This is a genomic window from Shewanella sp. SM69 (assembly GCF_025653985.1).
Classification (GTDB): domain Bacteria; phylum Pseudomonadota; class Gammaproteobacteria; order Enterobacterales; family Shewanellaceae; genus Shewanella; species Shewanella oncorhynchi.
The window spans coordinates 78878-95700 of sequence record NZ_JAKKRV010000015.1; the positions used below are offsets into that span (position 1 = coordinate 78878).

The 16823-nt window shown below is 43.5% G+C and carries 18 protein-coding genes; 14 read left to right on the forward strand and 4 right to left on the reverse strand.

Features of this window, described 5'->3' with window-relative positions; genetic code table 11:
• Nucleotides 1-33 precede the first annotated feature (33 nt).
• The 5 genes from L5M37_RS18215 (at nucleotide 34) to L5M37_RS18235 (ending at nucleotide 3415) form a co-directional block, all read left to right on the forward strand.
• The gene (locus L5M37_RS18215) at nucleotides 34-597 is read left to right on the forward strand and encodes a diheme cytochrome c (RefSeq protein ID WP_263169658.1); all 564 of its coding nucleotides are present in this window, start codon (nucleotides 34-36) and stop codon (nucleotides 595-597) included.
• Nucleotides 590-856: a PepSY domain-containing protein gene (locus tag L5M37_RS18220; RefSeq protein WP_105251051.1), complete on the forward strand. Its 267-nt coding sequence runs from the start codon at nucleotides 590-592 to the stop codon at nucleotides 854-856. The genes L5M37_RS18215 and L5M37_RS18220 overlap by 8 nt, the downstream gene beginning before the upstream one ends.
• Nucleotides 856-1515, forward strand: a complete 660-nt coding sequence (locus tag L5M37_RS18225) for a response regulator transcription factor (RefSeq protein WP_011787606.1) — start codon at nucleotides 856-858, stop codon at nucleotides 1513-1515. The genes L5M37_RS18220 and L5M37_RS18225 overlap by 1 nt, the downstream gene beginning before the upstream one ends.
• A gap of 4 nt (nucleotides 1516-1519) precedes the next feature.
• Complete coding sequence (locus tag L5M37_RS18230) at nucleotides 1520-2836, forward strand: sensor histidine kinase (RefSeq protein WP_263169656.1); 1317 nt, start codon at nucleotides 1520-1522, stop codon at nucleotides 2834-2836.
• 102 nt (nucleotides 2837-2938) lie between these two features.
• Nucleotides 2939-3415 carry a GNAT family N-acetyltransferase gene (locus L5M37_RS18235; RefSeq protein ID WP_219251305.1) on the forward strand — a complete coding sequence of 159 codons (477 nt, stop codon included), beginning with the start codon at nucleotides 2939-2941 and terminating at the stop codon, nucleotides 3413-3415.
• A gap of 97 nt (nucleotides 3416-3512) precedes the next feature.
• Here L5M37_RS18235 and L5M37_RS18240 read toward each other — a convergent pair whose 3' ends face one another.
• Nucleotides 3513-3722, reverse strand: coding sequence for a hypothetical protein (locus tag L5M37_RS18240; protein WP_105251048.1), 210 nt, complete (start codon nucleotides 3720-3722; stop codon nucleotides 3513-3515).
• A gap of 411 nt (nucleotides 3723-4133) precedes the next feature.
• On the reverse strand, nucleotides 4134-4646 hold the full coding sequence (locus L5M37_RS18245; RefSeq protein WP_063885021.1) for a DUF1993 family protein: 513 nt from the start codon (nucleotides 4644-4646) through the stop codon (nucleotides 4134-4136).
• Between the two features lie 363 nt (nucleotides 4647-5009).
• On the opposite strand from L5M37_RS18245, the gene L5M37_RS18250 reads away from it, so the two are divergent.
• Nucleotides 5010-5159 (forward strand): hypothetical protein, encoded by a 150-nt coding sequence (locus L5M37_RS18250; protein WP_263201481.1) that lies wholly within the window; start codon nucleotides 5010-5012, stop codon nucleotides 5157-5159.
• Nucleotides 5160-5704: 545 nt separating this feature from the next.
• Here the strand turns inward: L5M37_RS18250 and L5M37_RS18255 are convergent.
• Nucleotides 5705-6337: a hypothetical protein gene (locus tag L5M37_RS18255; RefSeq protein WP_069217084.1), complete on the reverse strand. Its 633-nt coding sequence runs from the start codon at nucleotides 6335-6337 to the stop codon at nucleotides 5705-5707.
• A gap of 526 nt (nucleotides 6338-6863) precedes the next feature.
• On the opposite strand from L5M37_RS18255, the gene L5M37_RS18260 reads away from it, so the two are divergent.
• Genes L5M37_RS18260 through L5M37_RS18270 form a run of 3 tightly spaced genes read left to right on the forward strand, consistent with a single transcriptional unit; the run spans nucleotide 6864 to nucleotide 8184 of the window.
• Nucleotides 6864-7166: a cyclic-phosphate processing receiver domain-containing protein gene (locus L5M37_RS18260; protein WP_263201483.1), complete on the forward strand. Its 303-nt coding sequence runs from the start codon at nucleotides 6864-6866 to the stop codon at nucleotides 7164-7166.
• Nucleotides 7163-7582 (forward strand): hypothetical protein, encoded by a 420-nt coding sequence (locus L5M37_RS18265; protein ID WP_263201485.1) that lies wholly within the window; start codon nucleotides 7163-7165, stop codon nucleotides 7580-7582. Before L5M37_RS18260 ends, L5M37_RS18265 begins: the two co-directional genes overlap by 4 nt.
• 2 nt (nucleotides 7583-7584) lie before the next feature.
• A complete protein-coding gene (locus L5M37_RS18270) occupies nucleotides 7585-8184 on the forward strand; it encodes a metallophosphoesterase (protein WP_263201487.1) in 600 nt (199 codons plus the stop codon).
• Here the strand turns inward: L5M37_RS18270 and L5M37_RS18275 are convergent.
• Nucleotides 8177-8527 carry a hypothetical protein gene (locus L5M37_RS18275; RefSeq protein ID WP_263201488.1) on the reverse strand — a complete coding sequence of 117 codons (351 nt, stop codon included), beginning with the start codon at nucleotides 8525-8527 and terminating at the stop codon, nucleotides 8177-8179. The genes L5M37_RS18270 and L5M37_RS18275 overlap by 8 nt on opposite strands.
• A gap of 163 nt (nucleotides 8528-8690) precedes the next feature.
• On the opposite strand from L5M37_RS18275, the gene L5M37_RS18280 reads away from it, so the two are divergent.
• The 5 genes from L5M37_RS18280 to L5M37_RS18300 all read left to right on the forward strand — a co-directional run bounded on the left by L5M37_RS18280 (nucleotide 8691) and on the right by L5M37_RS18300 (nucleotide 16681).
• The gene (locus L5M37_RS18280; RefSeq protein ID WP_263201490.1) at nucleotides 8691-9728 is read left to right on the forward strand and encodes a helix-turn-helix transcriptional regulator; all 1038 of its coding nucleotides are present in this window, start codon (nucleotides 8691-8693) and stop codon (nucleotides 9726-9728) included.
• 61 nt (nucleotides 9729-9789) lie between these two features.
• Nucleotides 9790-10509, forward strand: coding sequence for a hypothetical protein (locus L5M37_RS18285; protein ID WP_263201492.1), 720 nt, complete (start codon nucleotides 9790-9792; stop codon nucleotides 10507-10509).
• Nucleotides 10510-10905: 396 nt separating this feature from the next.
• Nucleotides 10906-11520, forward strand: a complete 615-nt coding sequence (locus L5M37_RS18290; RefSeq protein WP_263201494.1) for a hypothetical protein — start codon at nucleotides 10906-10908, stop codon at nucleotides 11518-11520.
• Nucleotides 11520-13793, forward strand: coding sequence for a hypothetical protein (locus tag L5M37_RS18295; protein ID WP_263201496.1), 2274 nt, complete (start codon nucleotides 11520-11522; stop codon nucleotides 13791-13793). Before L5M37_RS18290 ends, L5M37_RS18295 begins: the two co-directional genes overlap by 1 nt.
• Nucleotides 13778-16681 carry a site-specific integrase gene (locus L5M37_RS18300; RefSeq protein WP_263201498.1) on the forward strand — a complete coding sequence of 968 codons (2904 nt, stop codon included), beginning with the start codon at nucleotides 13778-13780 and terminating at the stop codon, nucleotides 16679-16681. Before L5M37_RS18295 ends, L5M37_RS18300 begins: the two co-directional genes overlap by 16 nt.
• Nucleotides 16682-16823 lie beyond the last annotated feature (142 nt).

The window sequence follows — 16823 nt, forward strand, 5'->3', positions numbered from 1 at the left end:
CACAGAAGGTAACGGCACAAAAAGGAAGATGTCATGACTAAACAAGCACACCCTATTAGCTGGTTCTTAGGTTCATCACTCACAGCTGCGGCATTAGCCATTGGCGTTATCGGTGTCAGCCTAACCTTAACTGGCACAGGCTATGCAAACGATGGCCGCGAGCTCACCCGCGCCATTCCACAGAATGCGGAATATACGGCAGAATGTGGCAGCTGCCACATGGCTTATCCCGCGAACTTACTACCCGCCGACAAGTGGCGCGCCATTACCGCAAATCTTGATAATCACTTTGGTGACAACGCCAGTCTAGATCCTCAAGTCACTGCTAGAATTGAGGAATATCTGGTTCAACATGCGGCGCAAAATGGTAAGGTGATGAAAAACAGCACGCCACTGCTCGCGGGAATGGGGCCGCAGAAGATCACAGAACAGGCATTTTTTATTCGCAAACACGATGAGATCCCAAGGCGTATGGTGCAAGATAACCCCAAAGTCGGCTCATTCAGTCAATGCAGCAATTGTCACAACCTCGCAGAGAAGGGCATATTCGATGAAGATACCGTTAATATTCCTGGCTTTGGCCGTTGGGATGATTAGCAGTCCAAGCTGCAATGCCCACGACGATGATCTTTCCAGCAAGGTGGTCGAGTGGGTTAAGGAGGGCAAGGTTTTGCCCTTCGACACCATAATGCAACGCTATGAATCAAGGCTAAAGGGACGATTGCTCGATCTCGAAGTCGAGCAAAAACATGGAAGGATCATCTACGAGCTCGAAATCCTTCGTGACGATGGCATAGTGTATGAAATCAAGATTGACGCCAAAACCGGCGAGTGGCTAAAGGAAAAGGTCGACTGATGCGTTTGCTATTGATTGAAGATGATACCGATCTGGTCGCGCGCCTCATTCCCGCCCTTAACAAGGCGGGTTATACCGTCGAGCACGCCGATAACGGTATTGATGGTGCCTTTTTAGGCGAAGAAGAAAACTTCGAAGCCGTGATCCTCGATCTCGGTTTACCCGGCAAACCCGGTCTACAAGTCCTCGGCCAATGGCGACAAAAAGGCTTAGCCATGCCAGTGCTGATCCTCACCGCCCGCGATGCTTGGCACGAGCGAGTCGATGGCCTCAAGGCGGGTGCCGATGATTACCTCGGCAAGCCTTTTCACATCGAAGAACTACTCGCAAGGCTCGAAGTGTTGATCCGCCGCCACTTTGGCCGCGCCGACAATGTGTTGCAGCATGCAGGCGTCTCCCTCGATGTCGACAAACAAGCCGTCACTAATGTTGATGGTGCAGTGATAGAACTGACTAAGATTGAATATCGTCTGCTGCATTACTTAATGGTCAATCCCAGCAAAATCGTCTCTAAGTCAGAGCTCAGTGAACGCATTTACGAAGAAGATCAAATCAAAGACAGCAATGTCATCGAAGTGTACGTCAACCGCCTGCGCCAGCGCTTAGGCAAGGATTATATCGAAACCCGCCGCGGCCAAGGTTATCGACTCAAGGAGTAAAGGCGTGTATTCACTCAAGGGTTATCTGACGCGCAATCTGCTGATCACGCTCACCTTTGCCATGGTGCTGTTACTGTATTTTCTATACCAAGGCATCCAAGTATTAACCCAAGACTTTGTCGCTTCGCGTCTACAACACGATGCCGACAGCCTGATCTCCGCCCTGAATCATAATCCCGATGGCACATGGGCGCTCACCACCGACCGTTTACCCAATGTGTACCACAGGGTTAATTCTGGGCATTATTTTGCAATTCAAATCGGCGAGCAAACTCTGCGCTCACGCTCCCTATTCGACCATAACGTAAACATGCTTAAGCTGACCGCTGGTGAACAACGCCAAGCCACTGAGTTTGTCGGCAAAGAACATTGGCTGATGTTCAGTCAGGCCGTTATCAAAGATGACCAATTAGTTACTCTGTGGGTGACAGAAGACATCAGCGAGCTCGAACAAACCCAAGTGCAATTTTTAGCCTTTGCCAGCGCAGCCGTGTTGCTCACGATTGTTATTCTATTAATGGCGCAGTATCAGCTACTGAAACGCGGCTTTAAACCCTTAGAGCAGATGCCAGAAGCCATACGGCAGATGCGCACCCAAGGGCAAGAAATCAATCCTGACCAAGTGCCAAGCGAGATAGTCCCACTGATCGAAGAGATAGATCGCTTAGTCAATCAATTGGGCCAAAGAGTACAACGCTCCCGTAATGCCTTGGGTAACTTGGCCCACGAAATGAAACGTCCGTTACAAGGGCTGCAGTCCTACCTAGAAAGCCTTCCGCCTGAACAGCGAAGTGAGGGCAGTAAAGTGCTCGCAAACCTGCACCACATCATCGAGAGAGAGCTTAAGCGCACTAAGATTGTCGGCCTGTCCACTCCAGGGCGTTATACTGTGCTCGATGACGACCTAGCGCCACTGATTCAAGTGATGCAGCGCATTTACCCAGACCGCATTATTCATAGCCATTACACGAGCGGCTTAGTGATGCCGTTTGATCGGGATGACTTACTCGAACTCTTAGGCAACTTGCTGGATAATGCCTGCAAGCATGGCCGCAAGAACATTGAGATCCGTATTAGTCAGCAGGACGTGCCAACCACAGGCTATGGGATAGAAGTGAGTGATGATGGCGAAGGCGTCTCCGATGCCGCGCTGTCCGTTATCATTGAGCGCGGCATTCGGCTAGATGAAAGCATCCAGGGCCATGGTTTAGGATTATCTATCTGCAAAGATATCGTCGACAGTTATCAAGGCGAACTCAGTTTTAGCCATGCGAAACAAGGCGGACTTAAAGCCAGCATATTTCTGCCGCTCCCGAGTTAAGCGGTATACTCACTCGGCCTGTGCCCACTGAGTTCATGCAAGCCAATAGAGGGTATAATTTGCCCATTCAAATCCCTTTCACCAATCAGTCTAGAGATTTATATGAAAGTTATCGACCTAAAATCTGCCCCGCAACACATTCCACAATTGGCGGAGTGGCATCATCAAGCATGGGCACATTTGAGTTCTGCGGATGCTTCAGTCACTACATTGATTGAGGAAATGAACGAGTATTTAACTGACGCCGCCATCCCCAAGATGTTTATCTGCGAACAGGCAAATCAAGTGATGGGATCATCTTCATTAATCATCGCAGATATGGACAGCCGAACTGACTTAAGCCCGTGGCTCGCCAATGTGTATGTGAATGCAGACCATCGACATAAAGGATTAGGTAAGTTGCTCGTCAATGCCGTCGTTGAGCATGCTAGAGCGATTGGTTTACAGAAAATCTATTTGTTTACTGCAGATAAAGCCGATTTTTATCGAACGCAGGGTTGGTCAATGATTTCACATGAAGATTATAAGGGCGAGATGGTCACGATAATGGAGTATGAATTGAGTCAGCAAAGTTACTAAGTTAAGAGAGCAAGCTCCACGACGGACGTCGTGAAGCTGTACATGCTGGCTAAATATCTAGATGTGATATCCAATACTTAGCGACAAGCCAATGGCTTTAGTCAATTTCAATATCCACACCGAAACGATTGGATAATTGGCGTTGCTCGTGCAGAATTTCAATTCGGCGGCGAGTGTCTTGGGTCAACTTGTCTTTGAGGCGCAAACCACTGGTAATGGCGGCTTTTTTTGCTTTCTTGCTCTTCATCGGTAAATCAGTTGTCGTTGCATCCGTAGGACTCTCGACGGCTTGAGATTCGATAGACATAGCTAACTCCTTTAATTAGAACCTTAAATAGGCTCTTCCAGTAAATCCCTGTTCAAAACGAACAAACAGGTCATCTTTATAATGAGTCAATTCGCCATTCACTATTTAAGTAATAGATAATTTGGCGACTCATAAACTTACGGCCCATATCATTTACCTAAGCCAACAAAATTAAATCACATGCTAACAGGATAAAAATAATCGAGACGTAAGGTCGAAATGAAAAACTGAGTATTGATTGACTTCATCAGCGTAACAGAACCCTAACGAGTCCTAAATTTCCAGCGACAAAGCGGCATAACATAGGTAGAGAAAGAACAGGTGGTAATGCAGAAAGGTTGGTAAGCTCAAGCGGCAAAGCGCTGCTGCGCAACAATTAGGCTACGCAACAGTACTACATCTAGCCTAGATTTACGACTTATATGGCATAGCGCCGAGGTAATCTTTCTTGCCAATTTCAACACCGTTGTGGCGCAAAATCGCGTAGGCTGTTGTTACATGGAAGTAAATGTTCGGAATAGCATGCTCAATGGCAAACTCATAACCTGTAAGATATTTTCCTTCCCATCGTGGTTGTGAGACATGGATCGTGGCCGCATTAGCAAAATCATCCGCTTTAAACGTTGCTAAATAATCCAAAACTGAGCTAATACGCGCTTGCAACTCTGCCAGCGTCGTCTCGCTATCATCATGCTTTGGCACTGTATCTAAGTTATCAGTCAAACGTGCTACGCCAATTTTGGCAGTATCGCAGGCAATTTGAACTTGGCGAATAAGATTGAATTGATCCGGCGCTAAACGTGAGTTTAAAAGAACCGCCATATCAACTTTCTTGAGGTTTGCGAAGCATTCGCCTTTTTCAAGAATAACGCTTAAATTTTTCAGCATCTTGCTAAATTGTACAACCGTTAAATCATAAAGCATGGCATAGACCTCATTGATGGACGCTACAAAACTGCAGCACTTAAGACGATCTTGGGGCAAATTACTCAATTTCAATCATTCTTGGAATTTAAGTATCTGCTTAATAATAAATACTTCAATATAAACGATATTAAGTCAATTAGGACAAGAAAAAGATAGACGTTACCTGTAGGGATAGAGCGTCAGCTACAAGCTAAGAGATTAAAATTATCTCGGACTGATCCGAATAACAATAACGTACACTCGTAGGAATTGGGATGGCCGGCTATGACGATAACCATTTGAGCGATAGCATCACTGGGACGGATTATCCGCGACGCCATAACGAAAAAAGCCTCATCTTTCGATGAGGCTTATCTCTTAATGTTGGCGGAGCGGACGGGACTCGAACCCGCGACCCCCGGCGTGACAGGCCGTGCAGATATGGATTTTAGTGCGTTACCTATTTTGCCTAAATTGTTGTCAATTGATTTAATTAGCATTATTCGCATGACTATCGGACTAAAACATTAACGACTATTAACAACAATTTGATGGTCACGGTCACGAAAACCGGTCTTTTCATTGATCAACATTTGATCAATTTAATGGCTAAAAATAGTGTTAACTTCATATTTAAAGCAAATATGTACTCACTCGAAATTACACTCTGTAGCCAAAATGTTTTAAAGCAGCAAAAAGGATGAGTTTTCCATATCCTGCAGCGAGGAGTGTATTCATGACTTTGTCTCTGAAATCGATAGAAACATTGAAATAATGCTGTAGTAATAGAACACCTCTATATAACCCATCAACCGCACCAACACACCGGTGACAAATTGCTCAACGGGAAGAAACAAGCAGTCAACCAAATTTTGATACTTTTAACCCCAAATACTGTTTGTTTAGTGCAAATATTGACTCGTTTGGGGACAAAAGCGTGATTACCCCTTTGCTCTAACTCGTTAGTTTCGGATTAAAATTTCTAAGGAGATAACGCTTTGCTAATTGGTTGCCGCAGCGCAGGCAGTCCTGTGGAGGCCACGCTTTCTGTGGCCGGAACGAAATTAAGCAATTTGTTAGCTGTTTTTTTCGACGACTTTTTCTGTATGACTCATAACCCTAGCAGCAACACTGAATAAGTCATGCGCCGTAATTTCATATTTTTCGGCTATTTCAAATATGTTTGAAGCATCCCCTTCTCGGCCAGAACCAGGATCTGGGTAGCGACCTGCCCAATATACAAAATGAGTTAGGGCTCTTAATATGGCTTTGTCCTTCTTTGATAGTGCGGGCACAAAATTTGCCAGCTCATGTAACCTATGGTGCCGAGTGGTTTTTTCTATTTTAAGATAGCCGTCCACACCATGTTCGATGACCATCATAGCCTTCAATGCAACTTCTAAGCTGTAGCCAACAAGCATTAAACCAACAGCACAAAATTGACTATCACATACCCCTTTAAAATTTAGCGGCATTGTTTCAAACTTAGGTTCAGATTTAAATATTGCTAGAGCTGCTTGTGTTAAGGCTTCAGCTTGAGCCAACCACAAAACAGGACTTTTGAGGTCTTCCATTTTCGGTTCAGCATAAGGGTCAAAATCACAACCAGTAGCCATCGCTTGTAACATATTCCACTTTAAATAGCCTTGAGCACTGTAGCTAAACGGATCACTTTCAAATTGCCGCCTATTAGGTTGTAAAAAATCCATATTTGCCTCTTAACTCCTGAAAACAGCTAACATTTTATTCATGCGCATGCGCGTTTACCTCGTTGGACCAGTGAGAGCGCGCATTGTTAACTATCTGTATGCAAAGAACTTATCAGCTTTCTGCCAAATACACCATCTCGAAAAACGCGCATGCGCGTTTTCCAAACCTATTAACTAAAACTCAGCTTCTATAGTCAATTGATTTTATAGAGTTTTACTTGTCTCGGATGAAATTAGTGCGCAATGCTCTTGTCTTAAAATTATACAAAAATACCTAAATTTAAATATGATTGTATATCCATACATTGTTAGCCGATTTCTGGTAAGGCCAAACATAGGCAAATAGATAAGAATTTGTATGGCAGCAGACGTGGGAGTTTTCGATTAAGCTAACGAGCCGAAACACGGAATGGGGCATCGTCGATAATTTTGGCAATAATTCTGTCCTCATCTGATATGAAAGCGACATTAGTTGACGCCTGAGTTTCTATACTCTGCTAATTTATGAGTAAAATTGCTGAGCAGAATGAAAATATTCCTTGATGATGAACGATTAGCGCCTAATGGATGGGTACAAGTTCGATGGCCAGATGAAGCCATTGCATTTTTGTCGAAAGGACATGTTACCGATATTAGCCTTGATCACGATTTGGGTGATGATGACAGAGGCACTGGTTACGACGTTCTTGTCTGGATAGAACATGCCATTTTAAAGGAAAATTTTCGTCCTCCTCAGATCAATGTGCATACAAGTAATCCACCTGCTCGGCTCAGAATGCTTTCCGCCGTTTCTCAAATTTCCCTTCTCTCTAGGATGAACGCCAAATGAGCTTGCCTGTAATTGGTCCTGTAGTGACATTGCCAGATGACCCGTTTCAAATAACCGAGGATCTGACGTCATTCAATAGCTTGCAACTGATTTGTCGGTTTAAGCGAATATTATCATCCCCAATTGCTAGAACTGTGTCAGCAACAGCAAGTACTCCTGTCATTTTGCCTGATTATGAATTGCGAATGATTGCAGAGGCAAATAACTGGTTTGAGAATTTTGATGTTGAAATATTTCTAACTTTTGGACGTGAACGTGGTGCCTGGCTTGAGTATCAGCAGCATGTGAATATCCTCATTCAGTCTGGCAATGCTGTGTTTGTAACAGCAGAGGTTTTTAGCCATATAGAGGGGGCAATATGCCTGTATAACCCTGAAGTCACACCAACCAATATGCCATTTATTCAAGAGGACTGACGATGAAGGCGCTCCATGTTACCGATCTGCATTTTAACCAAGTGCAGATGAAATGGATTACAGCAAACTCATCTAAAGCAGACATTATCTGTGTTACGGGTGACTTCATTGATAGTCGCTATGACTGTCCAACGCCTATCAGTGAGCAAGTAACTGCGATCTCAGACTGGCTGATAGGTCTAAGTCGACCAGTGTTTATCTGTTCTGGCAATCATGATGAATTAGGCAACGAGTTAGATTCCAGCTGGCTCAAGCAGATTGAAGGCATATACGCAGATAGTTCCATAGTGACAATTCAAAGCGTAACGATTGGTTGCGCCGCTTACGGAACAACTGATTTCAATCAATTCGCTTGTTGTATGTTATTGCTACACCATGAGCCGCCAGCGGGTCTTAGCGTAGCAATTCAGGCTAACCGGGATTTTGGTTCAAGTTATCTCACAACTGCGATAAAAGAAGGAACCTTATCTCCACTTTGGATTCTGAGTGGTCATGTTCATCGTCCAGAGAAAAATGCGGTTAGATTCCGAGGCTGTAGAATATCTAATCCTGGTGCCAATTTGAAGAATGATGTACCCAACCACCATTGGATCACTATTTAGCTTTTAGCGCTTTCTTTTCCTCTAATTCAGCTAGCATAGTTTCAACTATGTCACTCGATGCCCATTTGAAGGTTATGTTAGGTGGTTCAATTGTAAAGATTCCATGAGGTCTACCTACTGAGAGCGGCCAACTGTCCATTAAGTCTGCGATGACCCTGTCGATTGCAAATGTCGCTTCGTCTGATAATGCAACTTTCTCCCCAACTAAACGCCAACTCTGAAAGCATGCCCTCGAGTATGGTGCCTCATCTTCTAGTGAGCCAATAAAAATATAGCCTTTTCTGAGCGCAAGGGATGGGCATGCATTCATTAACTTATTGATAAATAATGATTCAAAGTCCATTGCTATCTCCAATTTGTTTCATTTTTTATAATGCTATCTATGGCAGCGACAACTAGTGACGTTATGAGTTGTGGCGAGGGCGACATAACATGACGTAGGTCAGGATAAGGTGGCTAACATTAGTTAATAATCTTGATATATTCCCTTGAGGTCACTGGGTTACATGCCACAAGCAAACGAAAAAAAAGAACTACGCCGCAAAGGTGCCATTTACAGAAACCTGTGTATGTTAGATAGCCTGCCAGTGTTCCCTGCACGAGGTTTAACATCGTCTGAGATCCACCAACGTCTTGACGATGAAGGATTCGATATATCCCTTAGAACGATCCAACGTGATCTCGAAATGTTGTATGACTGGGCAAATGCAAACCTCGACCATGAAGAAGATGACCAAGGGATTAGACGTTGGTTTAGAAAATTTAAGTCGCAAAAACTGCTTGATATTCTCCCTACATCTGAAGCATTTATGTTGGTTCTATCAGAGCAATTGTTGCGCAAAGTACTGCCATCCACTCTTGGGGAAAAACTAGAAGCGTGGCTGAGTCAGGCCAATGCATCGTTATCTTCCAAAACACTTTATGCTAATTGGATGAATAAGGTGAGGGTCGTCTCAGACAACTATCCGGTGATTTACGATGAGCACCATATTGATGAGCGATATCGGAAGATTATTTATGAGTGTGTGCTTAGCGAAAAAATGCTCTCAATACGCTATCAAAAAGGCAAGGATTTGGAGCTTAGTTCATACATGCTGAACCCTATCGGGTTGATCATTCGAGAGCAGAGTCATTATCTGGTCGCGACCAAGCAAGAAACCCCCGAGGTACCGCAGCTATTTCTTTTCCATAAGATTGTCTCTGTCCAAAAGGAATATTTGGATATCACTGCACCTAAGAGCTTTACGCTGGAAGAATATTGCGCGAAGAATCCTACCGGCTGGTTATTGAGAGATACCTTAGTCACTGTTGAGCTCAAGGTTAAAGATCATGCGTTGGACGTTGTTCGGCACAACCAATTAGCCGATGACCAACAGCTAGCGCAAATTGATGATACATGGTGGAGCGTCACTTTTCGGTGTTACCCAACCTACGATCTCATCGGTTGGATCCTTAAATTTGGGCAGGATGTAATTTGTGTATCCCCCCAGATAATTCGAGAGCAAGTTGTAAACAGGCTAAATGCCGCAATTAGTAATTATTAAAATTAACTGATTAATTTTGATGATTTTTTATGTTCATTAAGGTTTTAGGGGATTAGTCATTTTGCCAAACGATACAGAGGTCATTATTCAGTTGAAGGAAGCATACTTAGACATACTGTCCAAAACAGATTTTTCGAAAATTTATGCTTCCCCCGGCCTGTCTGGCATTTTCTTAGCTTGTCCGGATAAAAGCTACTTTGAAGCGAAGCGTAAAGTGCTATTTATTGGGCAAGAGCCGAAAACATGGAGAACGAATTGCCCAATAAAAAATGGTGCAGAGGTTACGCAGCAACTCATTCAACAAGCAATGTCTCAAACAGTGCATCAAAGTAAACTACCGTCGGGGAAACATAAGCTGCTTAATTTTTACCATAAATGCTCTCTCGCGCTGTCTGAAGGGCAACCGGAAATTGGGTGTAGTGCCGTTTATTCCAATCAATTCTGCATGAGCCTCCAAAGAAGAAGCCCTGAACGAAGTCCAGCATTTAAAATGATCGAAGAGCTTTCTAACTCGCTGCTAGAAGCACAGTTTACTATTCTGAAACCTGATATCGCTATATTTACAACGGGTTCAAATCGTGACAAATACATTAAAAATGCATTGAATTATTCGACAGTTGAGGTAGTGGTACCTAGGAAACTCTGGCATTTTCAAGTAAATGAAACCCACTGTTTTCGTATTAATCATCCTAGTGCTAGGCAGTCACGTAAGCTAGAGCTTAGTGACTATCAAGATGGCGCAATTGAACGTGCAAAATTGTATGTCCCTATTCGTTATTGAAAAGTGAATCGACATCGTTTCAGTCGTCACTTTGTCGCATTACTCAATTTTGGTCAACATTAGGCTAGTGATGTTCATCTCAAGTCGCGTTGCTAACTTCGAATGGGGCAAAAGTTAGTCAATTCACAGCAACGCTCGCGTATACGGAAACAGCATACAACGCACGCCACGATTAAGGATTTAAACCAGCTTGCAGGACAAGGAATGCTGAAAATCATTTCGAAGTTCAATATTCAAAAATTTCAGTGGCTTGTTTATAAATTCGATTAAGGAAACAAATCAGATCACGATCACATAAATCGATCTTTTTACCGATCAACTTTTGATCACACTTGGGAGATGAAAAAGTGAGCCCTATATTAAAGGAAGGACGCAATCACAGGAAATGGAATTCTGATGGCCCAAATAATTTTAAAGCTCCAAAAGAAGCATCAGGTGAACTTACATCCAGCAGCGAGAAAAGCTTTCGATGTAATGCAATCATTACCTGGGTTATGTAATCAACATGCCTTACCTGCAAATATCAGGTCTGAATTTGCCTCCCAAACAATATATTGTTTGGAGTACATAGATTCGAAAGCCAGCATCAATAAAGCAAAACACCATACCAGAACATTTCAGTTTTATAGTCCTATCTGGGCAGCACTTTTTTGGGAAAATGGTCGCCCACCAGAAGGTACTCTTCTGGTTTTAGAAACAAATACTCAAGGCCAATTGACGCCTGAAAGCGTCGAGAAAAAAGCATGGTTATCACTATTGCAAGTGCTCTGTCTATCCATCAATTCTAAATATGTTGCCGCCTTTATTGATGACTGGCGTCAAGGCCTACCAGAGCAGTTTTCACGAGAACTCTTTGGGAAGGATACACTATCTGATCAGCTATTTTGTGATTTGTTATCTATCTCGAGAGGCACTCTGGTTCAGCAGCGCCAGCGCCAGTTTCCTAAATGCCCAATATCTGATTCTGTCGATATTCTCGCCGAATTAGCAATGCCATGGGAGCCCAAATAATGACTCCTCCTGTACGCAACACCAGCAAAAAATTAAAGGAATTTTTAAGCAAATATTTTGCGCCAGAGCATTTAAATCCAGAGCTCAAGCAAACGCTGTTAATGCAACTAGCCTATAGTATTCAAGCATTTCCAGCAGGCTATTGGGAGCAATTCGAACTAATAGATAGGCTAGTAAAAATTCTGATAACAAAAATGCCTTCAGGCTCTGTCAGTAACACTGAAATATTTGGAATTTTAAAGAAAAATAAGCATCTTACATCATACCCATTTGCTGCCACCATTTGTGCAGTGTTACCCCCAAATGCCACACTACAATGGAGAACGAAATACACAGCATACCAATCGATTGTTCTTATCTGTTGTTTCATACGCTATACCCATGACCAGCAACTCGCAACCTCAGGAAATGAAAATGCATTACGAGAGCTACGTCTGGTAGCGATGGACCCCAAGCATCGAAAACTATTAGATATACTGCCAGAATTGGATGACGCATCATCAGTTGAACGACTGGTGTCAAAACTTAAAGAACTACGAAAGGAAAAATATCCTGCCCCGCAAGAGTACGGCCTTGGCTACTTGGAGTTAGTGCTTAGAGAAGCTGTATCAGGGAGCAAAAGACGACGACGAAGAATTAGAATACCTCCTATTTCAGACCCTGACACCTTCATCGAACTTAATCCCGTTGATGCATTTGAAGACGCAGGCCTTGAGGTTAAAGAACTATGTGTCGCATTCACAAAACCGACGACGGCTCAAGAACGAGATGAGGCTATATCGGTAACAGCTGGTCGAACATTTCGTATTGAAGATAAACCCTTAACGAATAAACTAAAAACACCCCCTCCCCCATCCTCAAGAGCGGTACGGGCTATACAGCATAAGTGTCTGACTGAAAAACTCGGCATTATGCAGTTATCCTTAAATTGCAGTTACAATCAACTGACCGAATGGGATATATGTCAACTCATTCGTTTTACGACCAATGGAATTAAAACTGGAGTAAACCCAGATAGCTGCTCAACCCTACTGCTGTGCCTGCTATGCGGTCGAGATCCTATTTCACTAGGACAATCTTCAAATACATTTTGTCTCACACATTACAAAAATCGCCCTTGCATATCTCTAACCCACACAGTACCAGCAAGCAAACAAGATGTAAGACTAGAAAAATGTTTGAACAATATAACAAACCATTTAGTGCTGCCGCTCCCTCAATTTTTACAAGATAAGCTTACTCAAAACGTGGACACGGCAGAGTTGAAGTCAGTCATTAGTGACATCAACAAGCAACACCGATGTCGTTTAAGTCTCGGAAGAATCACCCGTTTTCTTGAACACTGGTATATCAATAATGGACTAGATCGTGCCGAAGTCGGACTCATAAAAGGGCGAGCCCCCCGAAACCAGCCTGCACTGAGCTATTCAAATTTCGATGCAGATAAACTGATTGAAAACCACCACAGATACGTGAGTTCAATCTTCGAGATAGCTGAAATCGCTTCGCAACTCCCCGAAGTAAAGCCCATCAAAAAGCAACTGGGAAGTGCATTACATCTCCCTCCACGGACTTTACACAATTTTTTTCGCGTTTTGAGGAGTCAAATTCCTCGCCCGCGAAAGCAATCTTTGGAAGAACTCACGACACTACATAATCACTATGTCTGCTACGTATGGGCGCTTTTGACGTTTGCAACCGGTCACCGCGATGTTAATGCACCAATGGGACAGCGTACCGATTTCAACAGCCATAACAATACCTGGTGGATTAGCGATAAAGAAAACCGACATGGGATATCTGCTAGAACGCTGATACTTCCACAGACTGCAGTGAAGCAACTTGAACATTATCTACAACATCTTCAAGAGTTGAAAAAACGCAGTCAACTCATCGCAAAAGATATTTTCAAACGTGCAGACGAGGCAATGACCGGCAGCGGAAATCTTCTATTTTTTATAAAACATCAAGAACAGGACAACATCCCCCAAATTACGCAAGAACTCACGCCTGCCAGAGTAAAAGCATTTCTTGGAGACCAGTTACCCTGGCCTGGCAACTGGGGGAGGCATCACATGCGCAGCGAATTAAAGCGTCTCGGTGTTGCTCCGGCAGAAATAGATGGTTGGATGGGACACGAAGATATTGGAGAAGAATCAATGGGTCGTCATAGCATGCTATCAACTCAATACCTCAACCGTATTGCTCAGCATATCGAAACGCTACTGAACACTCATGAAATTACGGTGGTTGACGCATGGAAAACCCGCTGATCCTTCCACATGAACAGAAATCCCTAGTACGGTTATTGGGGCATCAGTCCAGAACTGCTGCTCGGCAAAAAAGTCATATAACGATAATAAAACAAGCTCTGGCCGTACTTGAACATCATCTACCTGAACTGTTTGAAACACCACCGAAATACGACCGATTTTCGGCAGTTTGGCCACAGGTTGACTCAGATCTGCGAAAGGTTCTCAAATCGGAAACAGCCTACCGCCGAGGATATGCTTTTATCTGCAGGCAACTAGAAACGGGTAACCGACAAGGGCTTTGGCAGATCAATCCTCCCTCAGACTATCTCACGCTTCGTAGAGTTCGACCGCTTAGAAATTTGACCTGGCAACACAATACTTCTGCTTTCGCATCAAAAATTGACGGTTTGCTAGACAAGCTTGATAAAACATCCGATCCCCAACAATGCTTTGCCAGATTGCTGATGAGTTGCATTTGCTATAGTGGCCTGAATCGACCTAGGCTATGGCCCGCGCTGGCGAAGGCATTAAATAGCGATAAACCATTAAGTGGCAATAAAGACCTTTGCTGGCTAACGTTGAGACCAAGTCCAGGGCAGAGCTTTGCCAGTAATCTTTACACCGTTCAAGACGATTTTGAACCTAATAAAGCTCAGGTCGAGGTTCATTTTTTCCCCGATCCAATAAGTCTCGGGCTAATAAAGCCATTTCTAAACAGCCGAACAAGAAGTTGGCGCCCCCCAAAATCAGTCAAACAATGTTTAGAGATAATTAAGTCAGAACTTAAACTCATTCTTCCAAAAAAACAGTTTCAACAAGGTGGGATTTGTTTTGCAGAGGCTCAGCCTAATGTCGAGTTACCACAAGTGTTGGTAGAGTATTCGTTGGGACGTCAAAAAAGCGCATCCCTACCCAATGCCTACTGGTTCAGATTATTTAAAGGTGCAACGGGACCTTGCAACGTAAGAAGCTTTGCTCAATTCAAGAAATGGTATAATTCAATACAAACAGACTCTTCAGTAACATCGCCATCACACCGTTTTAAGCTAGGTAACCGATACCTGCTTAACCAAATAAGAGAAATATTTAAGCAGAATAACGCCAATCCCCAAGGAAAGCGCCAAGTTGTTCTTCATTTACAAGAACTAACACAAGCAAGCCTCTGCCCTAACGAAGAGATCCTGCTTCAATGGCTCATTCACCACCTGACTACTGAGAAAAATGAAGTATCAACAGCGAATAGGTACTTTGGAGCAATTGGAGGCCACTGGTTGGCTGCGACCGCAGACATTGACTTATACAGCCTGAGCAGTGAAGATTTTATCGATATTTATCAAGAAATTATGAATCGTACTGATAGTCAACATGAACTGCACTATAAAGCTCGTCGGTTTGAGAACCTACATTTATTCGCACAACAGAGATTTGATCTCCCTCCTCTTAATCAGCCACTCAGCGAAGGTAGCAATATTACTCCCCATGTAAGTGCAGCCATTGTTGATGAGCCACTGTTTTCGGCCCTGCTTCGCCAAATCGATTACATAGACGATTTAGACCATGCAGCCCAACGGATGTTAAAATGCTATTTGCTCATTGCCTATCGTACAGGTCTCAGACCCGGTGAAGTCGCCAAACTGCGTCTAAAAGACATTGAGCCTTCCTCTATCGGCTGGCTATTTATTCGTGAAAGCCGCCACGGGCATAACAAAACCGACTCTGCGCTTCGAAAAGTGCCTTTATTTCCTTTGTTGACCGACAACGAAAAAAGTTTAATGGAAAGCTATCTTAGGGATCGCCTTATGGCTTGCCATGAACGTTATAACGAATTGCTCTTTCACGAAGACGCTAATCCCTTTCAAGTTGTCAATACTGGCCAAATCTCCTTGATGGTGAAAGAGATATTGTCTCAGTTAACCGGCGGAATTTATTATCGTCTATATCATTTTCGCCATACAGCATTGTCCAGACTTCAACTCCTTGCCCATGATGACTTAATCACATTACCTGAAGTTATCAAGACGATGTTGCCATACCCACCGTCACAAAAAAGGATAATATCTAAACTGATATTTGGTGAAGACCGGTTACGAGACAGATATTCTGCGCTGGCAGTGTTTGCTGGCCATAGCAGTCCAGACACCACATTCAGAAGCTATCTACATTTTACCGATTTACTGCTGGGCTGCCATTTGGCAATAAACGCTCAAGAAATACCTGAATACACCGCAAATAATGTACTTGGAGTACGCCCACACCGTTATAAAGTGATGCAAAAATCAGGAAACATCACTCCTGTGCGTTTGCTGCCATTTTTTAGAAAGCGGCTAGTCCCTTTTATGGGCCCGGTGAGCGGCATTCGCCAAAGTACAATCCGCCAGAAAAATGAGGTTGTAAAAAGCAGTCACTACAATCAAGCCTTGGCGGTACTCAGGAATATTGATCTAGGTCATGACTATCAAGACGTTGCCTTTCAGTATCGCCTCACTCCTGAACGCGTTAAACGCTGGATAGATGCTGCAACTGCACTTCGGATGTTAAAAACACCACGAGGTATTGGCCGATTATTTTCAAACAGACGTTGTAATGCGCTGCTACCCGCAGACCCCATTGATATTTCTGTTCGAAAGGATATTTATTCAGCCCTACAAGTATGTCGCGAACTCAAGTCGAGTCAAAAAGGAAACGTCGAATTACAATGGGCTATTCAGTATTACTTAACGCATACAACCAGCAGTAACCCGTCGATTTTGTTTAACAAAACAACAGAGTTTCAGCGATTTATGGCAGTGGTAAGCAAGCTTTTTACTTGGAAGCGCTGGCACCTTAGACTGCATTATCAATATGGAAAACCCTATAATCAGTGGAAATGCCACCGCAACCTTCAGATAACCTGCTACACGTTATAGAAAATAAATGAATATCCAGAAGGATCTGGAGCATTATTTTTACGTCACATAAAAACACGCGGCGACGAAGCAATAAGCCAATATTCCTCCCCGGCACTGAAAACCTTATTCCACCAGCTGGCGATTATCCTGTTCAAAGCGG